Origin of the sequence: Streptomyces sp. NPDC090077, assembly GCF_044747545.1 — a bacterium.
Classification (GTDB): Bacteria; Actinomycetota; Actinomycetes; order Streptomycetales; family Streptomycetaceae; genus Streptomyces.
On the sequence record NZ_JBIVEG010000058.1, the window covers coordinates 1 to 18,873 of the forward strand.

The 18,873-nt window shown below is 72.9% G+C and carries 15 protein-coding genes; 8 read left to right on the forward strand and 7 right to left on the reverse strand.

Annotation, left to right across the window (positions count from 1 at the left end):
* Nucleotides 1–211 precede the first annotated feature (211 nt).
* Nucleotides 212–3,157, reverse strand: coding sequence for an excinuclease ABC subunit UvrA (gene uvrA, locus ACIPW5_RS39340; protein ID WP_401256168.1), 2,946 nt, complete (start codon nucleotides 3,155–3,157; stop codon nucleotides 212–214).
* Nucleotides 3,158–3,342: 185 nt separating this feature from the next.
* On the opposite strand from uvrA, the gene ACIPW5_RS39345 reads away from it, so the two are divergent.
* The 3 genes from ACIPW5_RS39345 to ACIPW5_RS39355 all read left to right on the forward strand — a co-directional run bounded on the left by ACIPW5_RS39345 (nucleotide 3,343) and on the right by ACIPW5_RS39355 (nucleotide 6,149).
* On the forward strand, nucleotides 3,343–4,038 hold the full coding sequence (locus ACIPW5_RS39345; protein ID WP_401256169.1) for a maleylpyruvate isomerase family mycothiol-dependent enzyme: 696 nt from the start codon (nucleotides 3,343–3,345) through the stop codon (nucleotides 4,036–4,038).
* A gap of 9 nt (nucleotides 4,039–4,047) precedes the next feature.
* Nucleotides 4,048–4,704: an MBL fold metallo-hydrolase gene (locus ACIPW5_RS39350; RefSeq protein WP_401256172.1), complete on the forward strand. Its 657-nt coding sequence runs from the start codon at nucleotides 4,048–4,050 to the stop codon at nucleotides 4,702–4,704.
* Nucleotides 4,705–4,814: 110 nt separating this feature from the next.
* Complete coding sequence (locus ACIPW5_RS39355) at nucleotides 4,815–6,149, forward strand: MFS transporter (protein ID WP_401256175.1); 1,335 nt, start codon at nucleotides 4,815–4,817, stop codon at nucleotides 6,147–6,149.
* A 73-nt stretch (nucleotides 6,150–6,222) separates the two neighbouring features.
* On the opposite strand, the gene ACIPW5_RS39360 is transcribed toward ACIPW5_RS39355, so the two are convergent.
* The 4 genes from ACIPW5_RS39360 to uvrB all read right to left on the reverse strand — a co-directional run bounded on the left by ACIPW5_RS39360 (nucleotide 6,223) and on the right by uvrB (nucleotide 12,329).
* Nucleotides 6,223–7,209 (reverse strand): TerC/Alx family metal homeostasis membrane protein, encoded by a 987-nt coding sequence (locus ACIPW5_RS39360; protein ID WP_401256178.1) that lies wholly within the window; start codon nucleotides 7,207–7,209, stop codon nucleotides 6,223–6,225.
* A gap of 259 nt (nucleotides 7,210–7,468) precedes the next feature.
* Nucleotides 7,469–9,433 (reverse strand): TerD family protein, encoded by a 1,965-nt coding sequence (locus ACIPW5_RS39365; RefSeq protein ID WP_401256181.1) that lies wholly within the window; start codon nucleotides 9,431–9,433, stop codon nucleotides 7,469–7,471.
* A 76-nt stretch (nucleotides 9,434–9,509) separates the two neighbouring features.
* On the reverse strand, nucleotides 9,510–10,088 hold the full coding sequence (locus tag ACIPW5_RS39370) for a TerD family protein (protein ID WP_401256184.1): 579 nt from the start codon (nucleotides 10,086–10,088) through the stop codon (nucleotides 9,510–9,512).
* Between the two features lie 84 nt (nucleotides 10,089–10,172).
* A complete protein-coding gene (gene uvrB, locus ACIPW5_RS39375; protein WP_401256187.1) occupies nucleotides 10,173–12,329 on the reverse strand; it encodes an excinuclease ABC subunit UvrB in 2,157 nt (718 codons plus the stop codon).
* Between the two features lie 247 nt (nucleotides 12,330–12,576).
* Here uvrB and ACIPW5_RS39380 point away from each other — a divergent pair, with 247 nt between their 5' ends.
* From ACIPW5_RS39380 to ACIPW5_RS39390, 3 genes are all read left to right on the forward strand, one after another.
* Nucleotides 12,577–13,485: a glycerophosphodiester phosphodiesterase gene (locus ACIPW5_RS39380; RefSeq protein ID WP_401256190.1), complete on the forward strand. Its 909-nt coding sequence runs from the start codon at nucleotides 12,577–12,579 to the stop codon at nucleotides 13,483–13,485.
* A gap of 57 nt (nucleotides 13,486–13,542) precedes the next feature.
* On the forward strand, nucleotides 13,543–14,106 hold the full coding sequence (locus ACIPW5_RS39385; protein WP_401256193.1) for a methylated-DNA--[protein]-cysteine S-methyltransferase: 564 nt from the start codon (nucleotides 13,543–13,545) through the stop codon (nucleotides 14,104–14,106).
* Between the two features lie 260 nt (nucleotides 14,107–14,366).
* Nucleotides 14,367–15,578 carry an MFS transporter gene (locus ACIPW5_RS39390; protein WP_401256208.1) on the forward strand — a complete coding sequence of 404 codons (1,212 nt, stop codon included), beginning with the start codon at nucleotides 14,367–14,369 and terminating at the stop codon, nucleotides 15,576–15,578.
* On the opposite strand, the gene ACIPW5_RS39395 is transcribed toward ACIPW5_RS39390, so the two are convergent.
* A complete protein-coding gene (locus ACIPW5_RS39395; RefSeq protein WP_401256196.1) occupies nucleotides 15,568–15,942 on the reverse strand; it encodes a cupin domain-containing protein in 375 nt (124 codons plus the stop codon). The genes ACIPW5_RS39390 and ACIPW5_RS39395 overlap by 11 nt on opposite strands.
* Nucleotides 15,943–16,015: 73 nt before the next feature.
* Nucleotides 16,016–16,801 carry a class I SAM-dependent methyltransferase gene (locus tag ACIPW5_RS39400; protein ID WP_401256199.1) on the reverse strand — a complete coding sequence of 262 codons (786 nt, stop codon included), beginning with the start codon at nucleotides 16,799–16,801 and terminating at the stop codon, nucleotides 16,016–16,018.
* Nucleotides 16,802–16,883: 82 nt separating this feature from the next.
* On the opposite strand from ACIPW5_RS39400, the gene ACIPW5_RS39405 reads away from it, so the two are divergent.
* Both ACIPW5_RS39405 and ACIPW5_RS39410 read left to right on the forward strand, forming a co-directional pair.
* Entirely contained in the window at nucleotides 16,884–17,828 is a 945-nt protein-coding gene (locus tag ACIPW5_RS39405) for a pseudouridine-5'-phosphate glycosidase (RefSeq protein ID WP_401256202.1), read from the forward strand.
* Nucleotides 17,825–18,754: a carbohydrate kinase family protein gene (locus ACIPW5_RS39410; protein WP_401256205.1), complete on the forward strand. Its 930-nt coding sequence runs from the start codon at nucleotides 17,825–17,827 to the stop codon at nucleotides 18,752–18,754. Before ACIPW5_RS39405 ends, ACIPW5_RS39410 begins: the two co-directional genes overlap by 4 nt.
* Nucleotides 18,755–18,873 lie beyond the last annotated feature (119 nt).

An 18,873-nucleotide genomic window follows, 5' to 3' on the forward strand; every position in this document is an offset into this window, starting at 1 on the left:
GGGTCCCCTACCCGCCCTTCCACCGTTCCCAGGGGCTCCGCCCCTGACCCCGTACGGGCGCTGCGCGCCCGTCGCCTCAAACGCCGGCGAGGCTGATTTCAGCCTCGCCGGCGTTTGAGGCGCAAGGGGTCCGGGCGCAGCCCGGGGAACGGGCGAAGGGCGGGTAGGGGAACCAGCCCCGCGCAGCGGCCCCCACACGCGGCCGGAGCGGTTACGACTTGCGGGGGCGGGCCGTCGTCTTCTTGGCCGGGGCCGCCTTCTTCGTCGCCGCCCGCTTCCTCGGCGGAGCCACGGGCGCCCCCGCGTCGGAGATCCGCTCCGCACCCAGGATGTCCCGCAGGAACTTGCCGGTGTGGCTCGCGCCCACCGACGCGACCTGCTCCGGGGTGCCCTCGGCCACCACCAGGCCGCCGCCGTAGCCGCCCTCGGGGCCCATGTCGACGACCCAGTCCGCGGTCTTGATGACGTCGAGGTTGTGCTCGATGACGATCACCGAGTTCCCCTTGTCCACCAGCCCGGACAGCACCTTGATCAGCTTCGAGATGTCCTCGAAGTGGAGGCCCGTCGTCGGCTCGTCCAGTACGTACACCGTCCGGCCCGTCGACCGCTTCTGCAGCTCCGACGCCAGCTTCACGCGCTGCGCCTCGCCACCCGACAGCGTCGGCGCGGACTGGCCGAGGCGGACGTAGCCGAGCCCCACCTCGTTCAGCGTGCGCAGGTGCCGGGCGATGGTCGGCACGGCCTCGAAGAAGTCCAGTGCCTCCTCGATCGGCATGTTCAGGACCTCGGCGATGGACTTGCCCTTGTAGTGCACCTCCAGCGTCTCCCGGTTGTACCGGTCGCCGTGGCACACCTCGCACGGGACGTACACGTCCGGCAGGAAGTTCATCTCGATCTTGATGGTGCCGTCGCCGGAGCAGTTCTCGCACCGGCCGCCCTTGACGTTGAAGGAGAAGCGGCCCGGCAGGTAGCCGCGCACCTTCGCCTCCATCGTCTCGGCGAAGAGCTTGCGCACGTGGTCGAAGACGCCCGTGTACGTCGCCGGGTTGGAGCGCGGGGTCCGGCCGATCGGCGACTGGTCGACGTGCACGACCTTGTCGACGAGGTCGTCGCCGTCCACCCGCGTGTGGCGGCCGGGGACCGACCGGGCGCCGTTCAGCTCGCGCGCCAGGTGGGTGTACAGGATGTCGTTGACCAGGGTCGACTTGCCGGAGCCGGAGACGCCGGTGACCGCCGTGAGCACGCCCAGCGGGAAGGACACGTCGATGTCCCGCAGGTTGTTCTCCTTGGCGCCGTGGACGGTGAGCCTGCGCTCGCCGTTCACGGGGCGGCGCACGTCCGGGACGGGGATCGACTTCTTGCCCGACAGGTACTGGCCGGTCATCGACTCGCCGTTCTCCAGCAGCTCCTTCAGGGAGCCGCTGTGCACGACCTTGCCGCCGTGCTCGCCGGCGCCGGGGCCGATGTCCACGACCCAGTCGGCGACCTTGATGGTGTCCTCGTCGTGCTCGACGACGATGAGCGTGTTGCCCATGTCCCGCAGCCGTACCAGCGTCTCGATCAGCCGGTGGTTGTCGCGCTGGTGCAGGCCGATGGACGGCTCGTCGAGGACGTACAGCACGCCGACCAGGCCGGAGCCGATCTGGGTGGCCAGCCGGATGCGCTGGGCCTCGCCGCCCGACAGGGTGCCCGCGGCGCGGTTCAGGGAGAGGTAGTCCAGGCCCACGTCCACGAGGAAGCGGAGCCGTTCGTTGACCTCCTTGAGGACCCGCTCGGCGATCTTCTTGTCGCGGGCGTCGAGCTTCATCCGCCCCAGGAAGTCGGCGCACTCGCTGATCGACATCGCGGCGACCTCGGCGATGGAGCGCTCCATCACCGTCACCGCGAGCACGATCGGCTTGAGCCGGGTGCCCGCACAGGTCGGGCAGGGCACCTCGCGCATGTAGCCCTCGAAGCGCTCGCGGCTGGCGTCGCTCTCGGACTCCGCGTGCCGGCGCTTGACGAACGGCACGGCGCCCTCGAAGGCCGTCGTGTAGGCCCGCTCGCGGCCGTACCGGTTGCGGTAGCGGACCTCGATCTGGGTCTTGTGGCCGTGCAGCAGGGCCTTCTTCGCCCGCTGCGGCAGCCCGGCCCACGGGATGTCGGTCCGGAAGCCCAGCTCCCCGGCGAGGGCGCCGATCAGCCGCTGGAAGTAGTCCTTGGTGTGGCCGAGCGCCCACGGCGAGACGGCGCCCTCGTCCAGGGACTTGTCCTCGTCCGGGACGATCAGCTCCGGGTCGACCTCCATGCGGGTGCCGATGCCGGTGCACTCGGGGCAGGCGCCGAAGGGCGAGTTGAAGGAGAAGGAGCGGGGCTCCAGCTCCTCGAAGGAGAGGTCGTCGTAGGGGCAGTAGAGGTGCTCGGAGTACATCCGCTCGCGCTCGGGGTCGTCCTCGGCGAGGTCGACGAAGTCGAGGATCACCATGCCGCCGGAGAGGCCGAGGGCGGTCTCGACGGAGTCGGTGAGCCGGCGCTTGGCGCTGTCCTTGACGGTGAGGCGGTCGACGACCACCTCGATGGTGTGCTTCTCCTGCTTCTTCAGCGTGGGCGGCTCGGAGAGCTGGATGGTCTCCCCGTCCACCCGGGCCCGGCTGTAGCCCTTGGTCTGGAGGTCGGCGAAGAGGTCGACGAACTCGCCCTTGCGCTCGCGGACCAGCGGGGACAGCACCTGGAAGCGGCTGCCCTCGGGGAGCGCGAGGACCTTGTCGACGATCGCCTGCGGCGACTGCCGGGAGATCGGGCGGCGGCACTCGGGGCAGTGCGGCTTGCCGATGCGGGCGAAGAGCAGGCGGAGGTAGTCGTAGACCTCGGTGATCGTGCCGACGGTGGAGCGGGGGTTGCGCGAGGTCGACTTCTGGTCGATCGAGACGGCCGGCGAGAGGCCCTCGATGAAGTCGACGTCGGGCTTGTCCATCTGCCCCAGGAACTGCCGGGCGTAGGAGGAGAGCGACTCGACGTAACGGCGCTGGCCCTCGGCGAAGATCGTGTCGAAGGCCAGGGAGGACTTGCCCGAGCCGGAGAGGCCGGTGAAGACGATGAGCGAGTCGCGGGGCAGGTCGAGCGAGACGTTCTTCAGGTTGTGCTCGCGAGCGCCACGAACGATGAGACGGTCGGTCACGCCGGTCGCACCTTTCTTGAGAGAGCGGGGGCACGGGCCCCGACTGTCCAGGGTATGGGGGGCGCCTCTGCGATGGGATGGAGTCTGGCTTCCGAGCGTATAGCACGCACATTCGATTTACGGCACTCCCGGGACCGCTTCACCCGATCGTGTGGCGAGGGCCCGTGCGCACTAGGCTCGGATCCATGACTGATCATGTGCACGACCTGGCCTCTGTACGTGAAGCCACGGACCGGCTGCTGACCGCGGTCGCGAAACTGGACAACGCCTCCCTCTCCGAGGAGTCACACCTCCCGGGATGGACCCGCGGCCACATCCTGGCCCACCTGGCGCGCAACGCCGACGCCCTCGTGAACGTCCTCGAGGGCCGCCCCATGTACGAGAGCGGCACGGCCCGCGACGCGGACATCGAGCGCGATGCCGGACGGCCCCTGGAAGAACACCTGGCGGACCTCCGTGATTCCGGGGCCCGCTTCCTCGCCACCGGCGAGCCCGCCCAGGACTGGCAGCGCACCGTCGAGCTGCGCAACGGCGTCACCGACCTGGCCGCCAACGTGCCCTTCCGCCGCCTGGTGGAGGTCGAGCTCCACCACGTCGACCTGAACATCGGCTACGAGCTCGACGACCTCTCCGACGAGTTCACCGACCGGGAGATCGCCTTCCTCGCCGACCGCTGGTCCGGCCGTCCCGACGTCCCCCCGGTCACCCTCACCCTCCTCGGCGGCGAGCCGGTCGGGCGCACGGGCGGCACGGAGGGCACCCCGGTGACCCTCGCCGGCTCCAAGGACGAGCTGCTCGGCTGGCTGGCCGGCCGCGGCCTCCAGGGAGCCCACCTCGCCGTCACGGCCGGCGACCACCTCCCCGAACTCCCCGCGCTCTAGGATTCCGACATGACGTACAGCGGAGCGGTCAAGGTCGGCGGTCCGGCCGACGTGCACGAACTCGCGGACCTGATGATTTCCAAGGTCGCGGTCGGTTCCATGAACAACAACGCGTACCTGCTGCGCTGCCGGGCCACCGGCGCGCAGCTGCTGATCGACGCGGCAGCCGAGGCGGACACCCTGCTGCACCTGATCGGCGACGACGGCATCGAGTCCGTCGTCACCACCCACCAGCACGGCGACCACTGGGGCGCGCTCCAGGCCGTCGTCGACGCCACCGGCGCGCGCACCTACGCGGGCGCCCACGACGCCGAGGGCATCCCGGTCCCCACGGACGTCCTGGTCCAGGACGGCGACACGATCACCGTCGGGCGGGTCTCCCTGACCGCGCGCCACCTGGTCGGGCACACCCCCGGCTCGATCGCGCTGGTCTACGACGACCCGCACGGGCACCCGCACGTGTTCACCGGCGACTGCCTCTTCCCGGGCGGCGTGGGCAACACGGGGGGCGACGCGAAGAACTTCGCCAGCCTGCTCGACGACGTCGAGACCAAGCTGTTCGGGCAGCTGCCGGACGAGACCTGGGTCTACCCGGGCCACGGCAACGACACCATGCTCGGCACCGAGCGCCCGCACCTCGCGGAGTGGCGCGAGCGCGGCTGGTAGGGAATCCGGCCGACGGCGCCGCGGTCAACTCCGCGGGGCCGTGCACTCCTTCCGGTCGACCTTGACCGAACGCTTGTCCCGGGGGTGCGGGGCGGGGTAGTTGCTGCACCATGCAACAACACCCCTCCCCGTCCCCCGCGCCTTCCCCGGGCTCCCCGTCGATGCTGCGGCTCGCCACCGCCGCCCTGGTCGGCACCGCCATCGAGTTCTACGACTTCTTCGTCTACGGCACGGCCGCCGCCCTGGTGCTCGGCCCGCTCTTCTTCCCTTCCTTCTCCCCGCTCGCCGGGACCCTCGCCGCCTTCGGAACGTTCGGCGTCGGCTTCCTCGCCCGCCCGCTCGGCTCGGCCCTCTTCGGCCACGTCGGCGACCGCTACGGGCGCCGCCCCGTGCTGCTCGGCTCGCTGCTGCTGACCGGCCTCGCCACGGTGGCCGTCGGGTGCGTGCCCTCCTTCGCCGCCATCGGCATCGCCGCGCCGGTCCTGCTGCTCCTGCTGCGCTTCCTCCAGGGTCTGGGCCTCGGCGGCGAATGGGGCGGGGCGGTGCTGCTGACCGCCGAGCACGCCCCGGCGCACCGGCGCGGGCTGTGGTCGAGCTTCCCGCAGATGGGCCCGGCGGCGGGCTTCCTGCTGGCCAACGGCCTGACGCTGGGGCTGTCCGGGGCGCTGAGCGAAGCCGATTTCGCGGCCTGGGGCTGGCGGGTGCCGTTCTGGGCGGCCGGGCTGCTGGCGCTGGCGGGGCTGTGGCTGCGCAGGTCCGTCGAGGAGACCCCGGAGTTCCGCTCCCTCGCCGAGGACGGCCGGCAGGCCCGGGCGCCGCTCGCCGAGGTGCTGCGCGGCCACTGGCGGCCGCTGCTGCTGACCGGCGGGGCGATGGCGGTCGGGTACGCCGTCTTCTACACGGTCACCACCTGGTCCCTCGCGTACGCGACCGTCCGGCTCGGGGTGGACCGTACCGTGATGCTGACCGTCGTCATGGCCGCGGTCCTGGTCATGGGGCTGGTCACCCCCTGGCTGGCGGTGCTCGGGGACCGCTGGGGGCGCAGGCCGCTGTGTCTGGCCGGCAGCGCGGCGTGCGCGCTGTGGATGTTCCCCTTCGTCACCCTGCTGGACACGGCGGATCCGCTGCTGATGACGGTGGGCTGCGTGGGGGCGCTGCTGGCGATGGTGCTGATGTTCGCGGTGGTCGGCGCCTACCTGCCGGAGCTGTACGCCCCGCGCCTGCGCTGCACGGGTGCGGCCGTCGGCTACAACCTGGGCGGCGTGCTGGGCGGTGCGCTGACCCCGGTGGTGGCGACGGCCCTGGCGGACGGTGCGGGCCCGCCGTGGGGCGTGGCGGTGTACCTGACGGGGGTGTCGCTGGTCAGCCTGGGCTGCTTCGCCCTGCTCCCGGAGACCCGGCCGGCCCCGGCGCGGGCGGCGAGGAGCGAGCCCGCGGTGGCCTGAGGCGGGCGTGCCGCGGGTACGGGACGGGCCCGGGAGCAGTGGCTCCCGGGCCCGTCGCCGTGCGGTCGGCCGGTCAGGCGTCGACGCTCTTCGTCTCCACGGCGGCGGCTTCGGCCGCGGCCTGCTTCTTCGAGGCGATGAGACTGGTGATGGTGGTGATGACCAGGACACCGCAGATGACGCCCAGGGAGACCGGAATGGAGATCTGCGGGACGTGCACCCCGGACTCGTGCAGGGCGTGCAGCACGAGCTTGACGCCGATGAAGCCGAGGATCACCGACAGGCCGTAGCTGAGGTGGACCAGCTTCTTGAGCAGGCCGCCGATCAGGAAGTACAGCTGGCGCAGACCCATGAGGGCGAAGGCGTTGGCGGTGAAGACGATGTACGGGTCCTGGGTCAGGCCGAAGATCGCGGGGATCGAGTCCAGGGCGAAGAGCACGTCGGTGGTGCCGATGGCGAGCATGACGACCATCAGCGGGGTCAGCACGCGCTTGCCGTTGGCCTGGATGAAGAGCTTGGTGCCGTGGTAGCGGTCGGCGACGCCGAACTTCTTCTCGATGGACTTCAGGAGGCGGTTCTCCTCGAACTCGTCCTCGTCCTCGTCCTTGCGGGCTTCCTGGATGAGCTTCCAGGCGGTGTAGATCAGGAAGCCGCCGAAGATGTAGAAGACCCACGAGAAGGTGGTGATGATCGCGGCGCCGGCCGCGATGAAGATCGCGCGCAGTACGAGGGCGATCAGTACGCCCACCAGCAGGACGCGCTGCTGGAGGTGGGAGGGTACGGAGAACTTCGCCATGATCAGGACGAAGACGAAGAGGTTGTCGACGCTCAGGGACTTCTCGGTGATGAAACCGGCGAAGAACTCCTGGGAGGCCTGGCCGTTGCCGAAGAACAGCAGGCCGAGGCCGAAGAGGACGGCGAGCACGATCCAGACGACGGTCCAGATGCCCGCTTCCTTGATCGAAACGTCGTGCGGTTTGCGGCCGATAAGGAAATCGGCGCCGATGAGGATGCACAGACCGGCAACGGTCAGCACCCACAGGGTCAACGAAACGTCCACAGTATTCACGCCTCCGGCGGATGGCTCAGCACATGGTCAGCGTCATCGCTGCCGGAGGTCTCTTCCACCCGGCGGCCGGAAGGCCGCGGGCCGGCGCCCCGGGAGCCACTGCGTCAGATCACCACAGTGGTCCGTATTGACGGGCACGCCGCGCAGGAAATAGCAGGAATACTCCCCTCCGCGGGCCCCAGGATACCCGCCGAAGAGGTAAAAGGTAAAGGTCTCCCCAAGAGGGGGTCACCCGTCGGTCATGGGCCGCTCACGGGCGGGCCGTGCGCCGCGCCTCCCTCACCCGGTCCAGGGCCCTTTCGAGCACCGTGCTGCCCTGCGGGGGCAGGTCCGGCTCGAAGGTCCAGGCGTGCTGCACCCAGGGGTCGGCGAGGTGGCTGTCCGGCACCGGGGACAGCCGCATCAGCGAGCGCCACAGCGGGTCCAGCAGCGGCCCGTAAGCGGAGGCCTCCTCCCGGTCCGCGACCATCAGCAGGTGCACCCCGACCGCCGGGCCCTCGTCGGCCAGGTAGCGCAGCTGGGTGACCGCCCGGTCGTCGAAGCCGTGCGGGAAGTCGTGCACGACGAGCAGCTGCTCGGCCCGGTCCACGTCCGCGGGCAGGTCCTCGGGGGCGCCGGCGCGCAGCGCCATCTGTACGAGGTCCACGCGCCGCGTCAGCTGCGCCAGGGTCCGGCCCACGCCCTCGGCGCCGGCGGCGGGCGGCGCCGCGAGCACCCCGGCCCGCACCAGCGGGGCCAGGGAGGCCGCGCCCGCCCCGGCGGCGTCGATGACGTGGACGGAGAACCGGTCGGCGGGGTGCACCGCGAGCAGCCGTACGGCGTGCGCGACGGCCATGTCCATGGCGGCACGGCGCAGCCGGTCGGTGTCCATGGCCATGGCGGCCTCGGAACCGGTACGGCCGTTGTCGATCCACAGGCCGCGCTCCAGCGGGACCCGCATCAGCATCGGGATCCGCAGGCCCGGCATCTCGGGCAGGCTCAGGTTGCCCAGGCGCAGGGCGAGCGGGGCCTCCTCGGGGACGCCGCCGCCGTGCCAGACGGGGTTGTCCCAGCGGGCGTACGCGGCCGGCAGCGCGGGCTCGACCACCTCGGACTCGGCGACCAGCTGGGCGAGGTCCCGGTCGAGGACGGCCCTGGCCTGCGCGACCAGGTCGTCCCGGCGGGCCCGGGCCGTCAGGCGGGCGGCGTCCCCGGCGCCGCCGATGCGGTGGCGCGGGTCGGACAGGGCCTCGTCCAGTTCGCGGTCCTGCCGCGCGTCGGCGAAGTCGACGGCGCTGCGGTAGGCGGCGACCGTGCGGGCCAGGTCCTCGAACATGCCCCAGACCTGGTTGTAGAGCCGCTCGTCCATGGACCAGCCGGAGGCGTCGCCGGCGACCGGGGCCGGGGGCCGGCCGGGCCCGTCGGCGGGCGCGGGCCGGGGGGCGGGCTCGGGCGCCTCGGCGCTGGTGCGCCGGCGGCGCGGGTGCGCGTAGTCGATGGTGGGCGGGCCCGGCACCGACGCGCTGTCCCCCGGGGCGGCGGGCGCGGGGCCGGGGGTGCCCGGGTAAGGGACCCCGGAGACCGGGAGCGGGTCCGGCGGTACGGGGGCGGGGGCCGCCTGCCGGTCGGCGTGCGGCGCGCCCTGGGCCTGCGGGGGCAGGGCGGCGAGCGTGCGGTCGCCCGCGGCGGGCCCGGCGGCCTCGCGCAGGGCCTGCGCGGCGAGCCCGGCGGCCTCGGGCGCGGGCAGGCCGCCGTCGGCGAGCAGGGCGCCGAGGCCCTCGGCGTACCCCTGGCCGACGGCGCGGACCTTCCAGGCCCCCTGGCGCCGGTAGAGCTCCAGGGCCACGACGGCGGTCTCGGCGTCCAGCCCGGTGAGGGTGAAGCCGGCGAACTCGGGCCCGTCCGGCGGGGCGACCGCCGCGTGCGGCGCGGGCAGGGAGCCGAATCCCAGCGGTCCGCCGGGCGGCAGCACGATGAGCAGGCCGATCCGGTGGACCTCCGCTTCGACGGCGCCGAGGTCGACGGCCAGCGTGTGCCGGTCGGCGACCTCCTGCGGCAGCCGGAGCCAGGCGGGGGCCGGACCGCCCGGCCGGGCCAGCGCGGCGGGGCCGGCGAGGCGGCCCTCTTCGTCGGCCAGGGAGGCCAGGGCGAGCACGGGCGTGCCCGCCGAGACCCTGACCTCGACCCTGTCGTGGGGCACGGGGTGGTTCTGCCCCCGGACCAGTTCGGCCGTCATCGTGCAGCCCCTCCCCCGTGCCTTCTTCTCTTGTCCGGTCCTGCTTCTACAGGTGCTTGTAGGTGCTTACAGGTGCTTACAGGTGCGGCAGGATCGCCGGCATCAGGTCCTGGAAGGTCCGGCCGTTGGCCGGGTTGCCGAGGGCCGTCATCTGCCAGCCGGCGCCGTTCCGGGACACCTTCGCCATGATCTGCGCGGTGTACTGGCCGCCGCCGTCGAGGGTGTAGCGGGCCAGCTCCTGGCCGTTGGTCTCGTCGACGATGCGGCAGAAGGCGTTCTGCACTTCCTGGAAGGTCTGGCCGGTGAACGAGTTCACCGTGAAGACGATCGTGTCGATGTGGACGGGGACCCGCTGGAGGTCGACGAGGATGGCCTCGTCGTCCCCGCCCTGGCCCACGCCGCCGACCAGGTTGTCGCCGGTGTGACGGACCGAGCCGTCGTCGCTCTGCAGGTGCCGGAAGAACACCACGTCCACCGGCTGCTTGTCGGCGAAGAGCACCGCCGACGCGTCCAGGTCGATCTCCCGCGTCCGCGAGCCGAACAGCCCGCGGCGCTTGGCCGCCTGCCAGCCGAGGCCCATCCGGACCGCCGTCAGCGTGCCGCCGTCCTGCTTCTGCAGACTGATGGCCTGACCCTTGGTCATGTTGACCGTCACGCGCGTTCCCCTCTCCTTAGCCCGCCCCTCAGGGCCCGCAGCGTGCACCTGCGGCGTTTCCACACCCTACTGACAGCCCCCCGGTCAGGCGAGGCCCGCTTCCCTCATCTGGCGAAGCTCCTTCTTCAGCTCGCCCACCTCGTCCCTGATCCGGGCGGCGACCTCGAACTGGAGCTCGGCGGCCGCTCCCCTCATCCGCTCGGTCATCTGCTCGATGAGCGCGGCCAGTTCGGCGGCGGGCCGGTCGGTCGGCGCGGCGGCCGCGGCCGCCTTGGCCCCCTTGCCGCCCTTCCCCTTGGCCGGGGCGGCGGCAGCGGCCCTGCCGCCGAGCGCGGGGACCGGCGCCTTGGCGCCCTTGCCCTCCTTGGCCTGCCGGTAGCCGGTGCCGAGCAGCTCCTCGGTGTCCAGCTCCTCCCGGGCGATGGTGGCGACGATGTCGTTGATCTTCTTGCGCAGCGGCTGCGGGTCGATCCCGTTGGCCGTGTTGTAGGCGATCTGCTTCTCGCGGCGCCGGTTGGTCTCCTCGATGGCCTTCTCCATCGCCGGAGTGATCTTGTCCGCGTACATGTGGACCTGGCCGGAGACGTTGCGGGCGGCTCGGCCGATGGTCTGGATGAGGGAGGTCCCCGAGCGCAGGAAGCCCTCCTTGTCGGCGTCGAGGATCGCCACCAGCGACACCTCGGGCAGGTCGAGGCCCTCGCGCAGCAGGTTGATGCCGACCAGGACGTCGTACTCGCCGGCCCGCAGCTCGCGCAGCAGCTCGATGCGGCGCAGGGTGTCCACGTCGCTGTGCAGGTAGCGGACCTGGATGCCGAGCTCCAGGAAGTAGTCGGTGAGGTCCTCGGCCATCTTCTTGGTGAGGGTGGTGACCAGCACCCGCTCGTCCTTCTCCACCCGGGTGCGGATCTCGTGCACGAGGTCGTCGATCTGGCCCTCGGTGGGCTTGACCACGACCTCGGGGTCGACGAGGCCGGTGGGGCGGATGATCTGCTCGACGAAGCCGTCGCCGCGGGAGAGCTCGTACTTGCCGGGGGTGGCCGACAGGTAGACGGTCTGGCCGACCCGCTCCAGGAACTCCTCCCACTTCAGCGGCCGGTTGTCGAGCGCGGACGGCAGCCGGAAGCCGTGGTCGACCAGGGTCCGCTTGCGCGAGGCGTCGCCCTCGTACATGGCGCCGATCTGCGGGACGGTGACGTGCGACTCGTCGATGACGAGGAGGAAGTCCTCGGGGAAGTAGTCGATGAGGGTGTTGGGCGCCGAGCCGCGCTCGCGGTCGTCCATGTGCAGCGAGTAGTTCTCGATGCCGGAGCACGAGCCGATCTGGCGCATCATCTCCAGGTCGTAGGTGGTGCGCATGCGCAGCCGCTGGGCCTCCAGCATCTTGCCCTGCTTCTCCAGCTCGGCGAGCCGCTCGGCGAGCTCGGCCTCGATGCCGGTGATCGCCTTCTCCATGCGCTCGGGGCCGGCGACGTAGTGGCTGGCGGGGAAGACGTAGAGCTCGCGGTCCTCGCTGATGACCTCGCCGGTCAGCGGGTGCAGGGTGGACAGGGCCTCGATCTCGTCGCCGAACATCTCGATGCGGACGGCCAGTTCCTCGTAGACCGGGAAGATCTCGATGGTGTCGCCGCGCACCCGGAAGGTGCCGCGGGTGAAGGCCAGGTCGTTGCGCGTGTACTGGATGTCGACGAAGCGGCGCAGCAGCTGGTCCCGGTCGATCTCCTCGCCCACCTTGAGGGGGACCATCCGGTCCACGTACTCCTGCGGGGTGCCGAGGCCGTAGATGCAGGACACGGAGGCGACGACGATCACGTCGCGGCGGGTCAGCAGCGAGTTGGTCGCGGAGTGACGCAGTCGCTCCACCTCCTCGTTGATCGAGGAGTCCTTCTCGATGTAGGTGTCCGACTGCGGTACGTAGGCCTCGGGCTGGTAGTAGTCGTAGTACGAGACGAAGTACTCGACGGCGTTGTTCGGCAGGAGCTCGCGGAACTCGTTCGCCAGCTGGGCGGCCAGCGTCTTGTTCGGCGCCATCACCAGCGTGGGGCGCTGGAGCTTCTCGATCATCCACGCCGTGGTCGCCGACTTGCCCGTGCCGGTCGCACCGAGCAGCACGACGTCCTTCTCACCTGCGCGGATGCGCTTCTCCAGCTCGGCGATGGCCGCCGGCTGGTCACCGCTGGGCTGGTACGGGCTGACGACCTCAAAGGGTGCCACCGTGCGTTCGATCTTCGATACGGGCCGCATGAGTCCACCGTACGACCCCGCACTGACACTCACGCCCTTCCACCGGCCCCCCGGGCCCTCCCACAGGTCCGGCGGGCGGAGCGGATCTCCTCCTTTCCGGTCTGTTTGTCGTAGTTCGGTGGCGTCCCGGTGATCTTCCTGCCGATGATCGCGGTGAACGCTCCGCCGTGAAGCGCGCCGCGGCAACGGCTCCCGCTCCGCACCCGTCTGACGCAGGACCAGGGCTCACGACCCGAGGAGAACGCACATGTACGTCCGACCCGCCACCGCGGCAGCCGCCGCGATCCTGGGTTTCGCCCTCACGGTGCTCGGCGGGACGGCCTCCCCGGCCGCCCCCGCACCGGGCCCCGGCTCCCCCGGGGCCGCGGGCGGGGTCCTGGGCCCCGTCGTGTACGCCCACCGGGGGGCCTCCGCGTACGCCCCGGAGAACACCCTCGAAGCGATCGACCTGGCCGGGCGGCTGGGCTTCGACTGGGTCGAGAACGACGTCCAGCGGACCAGGGACGGCGAGCTGGTGGTGGTCCACGACGACACCCTCGCCCGCACCACCGACGCCGAGCAGGTCTTCCCCGGCCGGTCGCCCTGGCGGGTCAGGGACTTCACCGCGGCCGAGATCCGGCGGCTGGACGCGGGCAGCTGGTTCGCGCCGCGCTTCGCCGGCGCCCGGGTGCCGACCCTGCGCGAGTACATGGAGCGGGTCGGGCAGAACCGGCAGAAGCTGCTGCTGGAGATCAAGAAGCCCGAGCTCTACCCCGGGATCGAGGAGGAGACGCTGGAGCTCCTGGACGAGCTGGGCTGGCTCGACCGGGACCACGTCGCGCGGCGCCTAGTGGTGCAGAGCTTCAGCGCCGACTCCGTGAAGACCGTGCACGGTCTGCGCCCCGACCTGGTCACGGCCTTCCTGGGCACCCCGGCCGTGGCCGACCTGCCGCGCTACGCGGAGTTCACGGACCGGATCAACCCGTGGCACACGACGATCTCGGCGGACTGGGTGGCGGCGGTGCACCGGCTGCCCGGCGCCCACGGCAGGGCCATGGAGGTGGACACCTGGATCGTGGACGACGCCGCCACCGCCCGCAAGGTCCGGGACATGGGCGTGGACGGGATCATCACGAACGCCCCCGACGTGGTGCGGAACGCCGTGATCGGCTTCTGAGCCGGGAGCGGGGCCCGGCCCGTCCGCGCTGTCGGCGGCGGGCCGTACCGTGGAGTCGTGGACAGCACCGAGCGGCCCCGCGGGCCGCACCTCGAATGGACCGTCGTCCCCAGTGACATCGGCCCCCTGCTCCTCGCCGCGACCCCCGAGGGGCTGGTCCGGGTCGAGTTCCACGCGCGCCCGGACCGGGCCGGCCGGATGATCGGCTCGCTGGTCTCCCGGCTCGGCGCGGACGCCTGGCGGCCGGACCCGGGCCAGGAGGTGCTGCTCGCGGAGCCGATACGCCAGCTGGAGGCGTACTTCGCCGGTTCGCTGCGGCGTTTCGAGCTGCCGCTGGACTGGCGGCTCAGCTCCGGCTTCAACCGCCAGGTGCTGCTGGAGCTCGACCGCTCGGTGCCGTACGGGTCGGTCGTCGGGTACGGGGAGCTGGCCGCCCGCGCCGGGCAGCCGGGCGCGGCCCAGGCCGTGGGCAACGCCATGGGCTCGAACCCGCTGCCCGTGGTCGTGGCCTGCCACCGCGTGGTGGAGAACGACGGCGGGATCGGGGGCTTCGGCGGTGGTGTGGAAACCAAGCGGATCCTGCTCGCGCTGGAGGGCGTACTCCCACAGCCCCTCTTCTGACCTGCGGCTTCCGGCACGGCGGTGACAGCGGGTGGCCGTGGGGAGCCGGGCCGCGATACCCGGTTTCCCCGCGCGGCCCGCAGTGGGAAACTGCCGCCGTGACCACTCCTGCCGCACCAGGCCCCGTCCCGTCCGGTCCCGCCGGACCCCCCGCGAAGGGGGCGTCCGGCGAGGGCGCCTCCCCCGGCACCACCGGCGCGGCCGCGCCGGTCGGGGCGGCCGACCTGCCCCGGCTCCAGCGCCGCACGTCCGCGGTGCTGATGGCCTCGCAGGTGCTGGGCGGCCTGGGCGTGCCGATCAGCATCGCCCTCGCCCCCGTCCTGGCCACCGAGATCAGCGGCACCGAGGCCCTGTCCGGCCTCGCCTCCACCGCCGCCGTGATCGGCACCGCCCTGGTCTCGCTGCCGCTCGCCGCCCTGATGACCAGGCGCGGACGCCGGCCGGGGCTGGTGGTGGCGTACGCGATCGGCGCGGCCGGCGCGGCCCTGGTGGTCCTGGCCGCCGTGGTCCGGAACTTCCCGCTGCTGATGCTCGGCATGGCCGCCTTCGGCGCCGCCTCCTCCGCAAACCTCCAGGCCCGCTTCGCCGCCGCCGACCTCGCCGCGCCCGACCGGCGCGCCCGCGCGATCTCCCTCGTCGTCTGGTCCTCCACCATCGGCGCGGTGCTCGGCCCCAACCTCTCCGCCCCCGCCAGCTACAGCTTCGCCGACACGTCCATACCCCAGGCGGCGGGGCCCTTCGTCTGGGCCTGCGCCGTCTTCGTCCTCACCGGCACACTGATCGCCGTGCTCCTGCGGCCCGACCCGCTGCTGACCGCCCGGGCGCTGGCCGGGCCCGCCGGGCAGTCCCGTCAGGCCGGCTCGCTGCGCGCGGGCGTCGCCGCCGTCAAGGCCTCGCCACGGGCCGGGCTCGCCCTGCTCACCATCGCCGTGTCGCACACCGCCATGGTCTCGATCATGGTGATGACCCCGATGGACCTCGGCCACCACGGCGCCGACCTGCGCCTCGTCGGCCTGGTGATCAGCATCCACATCGCGGGCATGTTCGCCTTCTCCCCCGTCATGGGCTGGCTCGCCGACCGCCTCGGCCGGCTCTCCGTGATCGGGCTCGCGGCCGGGCTGCTCTCCCTCGCCGCCCTGCTGGCCGGCACCGCCGGCGCGAACCACGCCCAGACCACGGCCGGCCTCTTCCTGCTCGGGCTCGGCTGGTCCGCCGGACTGGTCTCCGGCTCGGCGCTGCTGACCGACTCGGTGCCCCCGGTCGCACGGGCCGCCGTACAGGGCCTGAGCGACCTGACGATGAACACCGCCGCCGGGGTCGGCGGGGCCGCCGCCGGGCTGGTCATGTCCCTGGCCGGCTACGGCTGGCTCAACGCGATCGGCGCCGCGCTGCTGCTGCCCATGGCGGCGCTCGCCCTGTTCACCGCCCGCCGCCACCCGGAGCCGGCGAAGCCGGGGGGCCTCAGCAGTTGATGTGGTAGGCCTTGCGCAGCGTCTCGTGGACCGTCCAGGTGGTCCGGTCGCCCTCGCGCAGCACACAGGCCGAGCCGGGGCCCACCTCGAAGGTCGCGCCGCCCTCGACCGCGATGGTGGCGCGGCCGCTGACCACCACGAACAGCTCGTCCGCCTCGGTGTCGGTGACCACCCCGGGGGTGATCTGCCAGATCCCCCGGATCTGCGTGCCGTCCGCCGACTCCCACAGCACCTTGCCGGTCACGACCGGCGTGCCGGAGAGGATCTGCGCGGGATCGAGTTCCTCGGCCTCCAGTTCGGCGTCGGGTACGTCCGCGACGGACACGGCGAAGGAGGCGGGGGCGCTGTGATCACTGGTGCTCATGGTGCGTCAGCCTAGGGCCGCCGCCCCCGCCGGCGCGGTGACCAGAGCGTCCAGCGCGGGCGCGTCCGACGCGTCACTCCGTCGAGCGCGTCCGCACCACCGGCCGGCGCGCGCCGAGAACGGGCTGGTGGAAGCCGGTCTCCGCGGCGGCGTGCCAGACGGGCTCGCCGAAGCCCGCGTGCCGCACGTACCGCGCCGTCTCCTCCTCGGTCAGCGCCCAGTACGTGGCGGTCGACGTCCGCGTGTTCCAGGTCTCCCCGGACGGCAGCAGCTGGAACAGCTCCACGTCGTAGCGCTCGCCGTCCGCGTGCCAGTGCCACAGCTGGAAGGTGACGGTGCGGCCCTCCGGCCCGGTCCGCACGTACGGGGCCTGGCTCGCGGGACGGGTCCGGCGCAGCTCGCCGTACGGGCGGGTGGAGAGCAGCAACAGCCCGCCGGGGCGCAGCACCCGGCGGGTTTCGGCCAGTGCGGCGTCCACGTCCTCGGCGGTCAGCAGGTGCGGGAGCGCGTTGCCGGCGCACACGACGGCGTCGAAGGAGGCGTCGGGGAAGGGCAGCGCGCGCATGTCGGCCGCCGCGAACGGCAGTTCCAGACCGCGGGCGGCCGCCTCGCGGGCGGCGCGGGCGGCGGCGCGGGGGCTGAGGTCGGTGCCGGTGACCCGGTGGCCCAGGCCCGCCAGGCCCAGGGCCTGGGTGCCTATCCCGCAGGCGCTGTCGAGCACGGTGTGCGGCCCGGGGCCCAGCGAAGCCCTGAGCAGGGCGTCCAGAGCACGGCCCTGACGGGTGATGCTCGCGTCCCAGTCCGCGTACATGAGGTCGTAGCGGGAGGAGAGTTCGTCGTAGAAGCTCCGGGTGTCCATCCGGGCACGTTACTCGGACAGGTTCGCGCCGGAGCGGGAGGGGCGTGTTTGGGGGCGCGAATCCCGTGCCAGGGATGGGGACATGCCACAGCACAGAGCAACAGCGCCCTCGTCCGGTGGACCGGTCCTGTCCGAGGAAGTGCGCGAGGCGGTCGCCGCGCACCGGCCCGTCGTCGCCCTGGAGTCGACGATCATCGCGCACGGCCTGCCGCGCCCCCGCAATCTGGAGGTGGGGCTGGAACTGGAGGAACTGGTCCGGGCGGAGGGCGCCGTACCGGCGACCGTCGCCGTGCTGGACGGGGTCCCGAGGGTCGGTCTCGACAAGGCCGCGCTGGAGCGGATCGCCGCCGGTGAGGGGGTGCGCAAGCTGGGCCACCGGGACCTCGCGCCCGCCCTCGCGACGGCGGCGACCGGGGCGACGACCGTGTCGGCGACGGCCCTCCTGGCCGCGCGGGCGGGGCTGCGGGTGTTCGCCACGGGCGGGCTGGGCGGCGTCCACCGGGAGTGGACGCTCTCGCAGGACGAGTCGGCGGACCTGTCGCTGCTCGCCCGGACCCGGATCACGGTCGTGTGCGCGGGGGTGAAGTCGATCCTGGACGTGCCGGCCACGCTCCAGCGCCTCGAAACGCTCGGGGTCGGCGTCGTCGGCTACCGGACGCGGCGCTTCCCCGGCTTCTACCTGGCCGACTCGGGAGAGCCGGTCGACTGGACGGTGGAGGACCCGGAGGAGGTGGCGGCGGTGATGGCCGCTCAGGACGCCGTCGGCGGGCCGGAGTCGGCGCTGCTGGTCGCCAACCCGGTGGCGGAGGCGGAACAGCTGGATCCGGCCCTGCACGACCGGGTCCTGGCCGAGGCCCTGGCCGAGTGCCGGGAGCGGGGGATCACGGGGCAGGCGGTGACGCCGTTCCTGCTGGGGTTCCTGGTGCGCGCGACGGGCGGTGCCTCGCTGGAGGCGAACCTGGCCGCGGTACGCGGCAACGTGCGGCTCGGGGCCCGGATCGCGCGGGCCTGGGCGGCGCGCGCATGACGGCGGCGCCGGAGGTCCTGCCGGGGGCCTTGCCGGGGGCGTTGCTCGTGGTCGGCGACGTGGTGACGGACGTGGTGGCGGTGCACAGCGAGCCCCTGGCCCCGGCCACCGACACCGCCGCCCGCATCCGCACCCTCCCCGGCGGGGCCGGGGCCAACGCGGCCTGCTGGGCGGCCCGTGCGGGCACCGCGGAGGTGCGCCTGCTCGCACGGGTGGGTTCCGAGTCGGCCCGCTGGCACGAGCGGGCGCTGGTCGACGCGGGGGTACGGCCCCGGCTGGTGGTGGACCCGGCGGAACCGACCGGGACGGTGGTGGCGCTGGTCGGCGAGGACGCGGAGCGCACCTTCCTGACCGACAGCGGGGCCTCGCTGCGGCTGTGCCCCGCTGACTGGGTGCCCGCCCTGCTGGACGGCGCCGGGCACCTGCACCTGTCGGGCTACCTGTTCTTCTCGGAGTGCAGCCGGGAGCTGGCCCTGGTCGCGCTGCGGGCCGCCCGGACGCACGGGGTGCCGGTCAGCGTCGATCCGGCCTCGGCGGGGTTCCTGGCCGAGCTGGGCCCCGAACGGTTCCTGGCCGCCGTGACGGGGGCCGGGGTGCTCCTGCCGAACGAGGACGAGGCCCGGCTGCTGGCGGGCGTCCCGGAGCCGGCGCGGGCGGCGGAGGAGCTCAGCCGGCGGGTGCCGGTGGTGGTCGTCACCCGGGGCGCGGGCGGGGCGCTCGTCGCCGAGGGCGGCCGGATCACCGCCGAGGTCGAGGCGGAGCCGGCCGAGACGGTGGACACCACGGGGGCCGGGGACGCCTTCGCGGGGGGCTTCCTGGCGGCCCGCCTCGCGGGGGCGACCGCCGCGGAGGCCGCCCGGGCCGGCTGCCGCGCAGCCGCCGACGCGGTCTCCCGCCTGGGCGGCCGCCCGCCGCACCCTTCTTGACGCGCCGCCCCTTCTTGACGCGCCGCTTGCGCGGTGCGGCCGCGGGCGGCCTTACCGGCTTCGCGCCGCTGCGCCGGACTCCGTCCGGCGGCCTGCCGGGCGGGGCCGGTTCGGGTGGC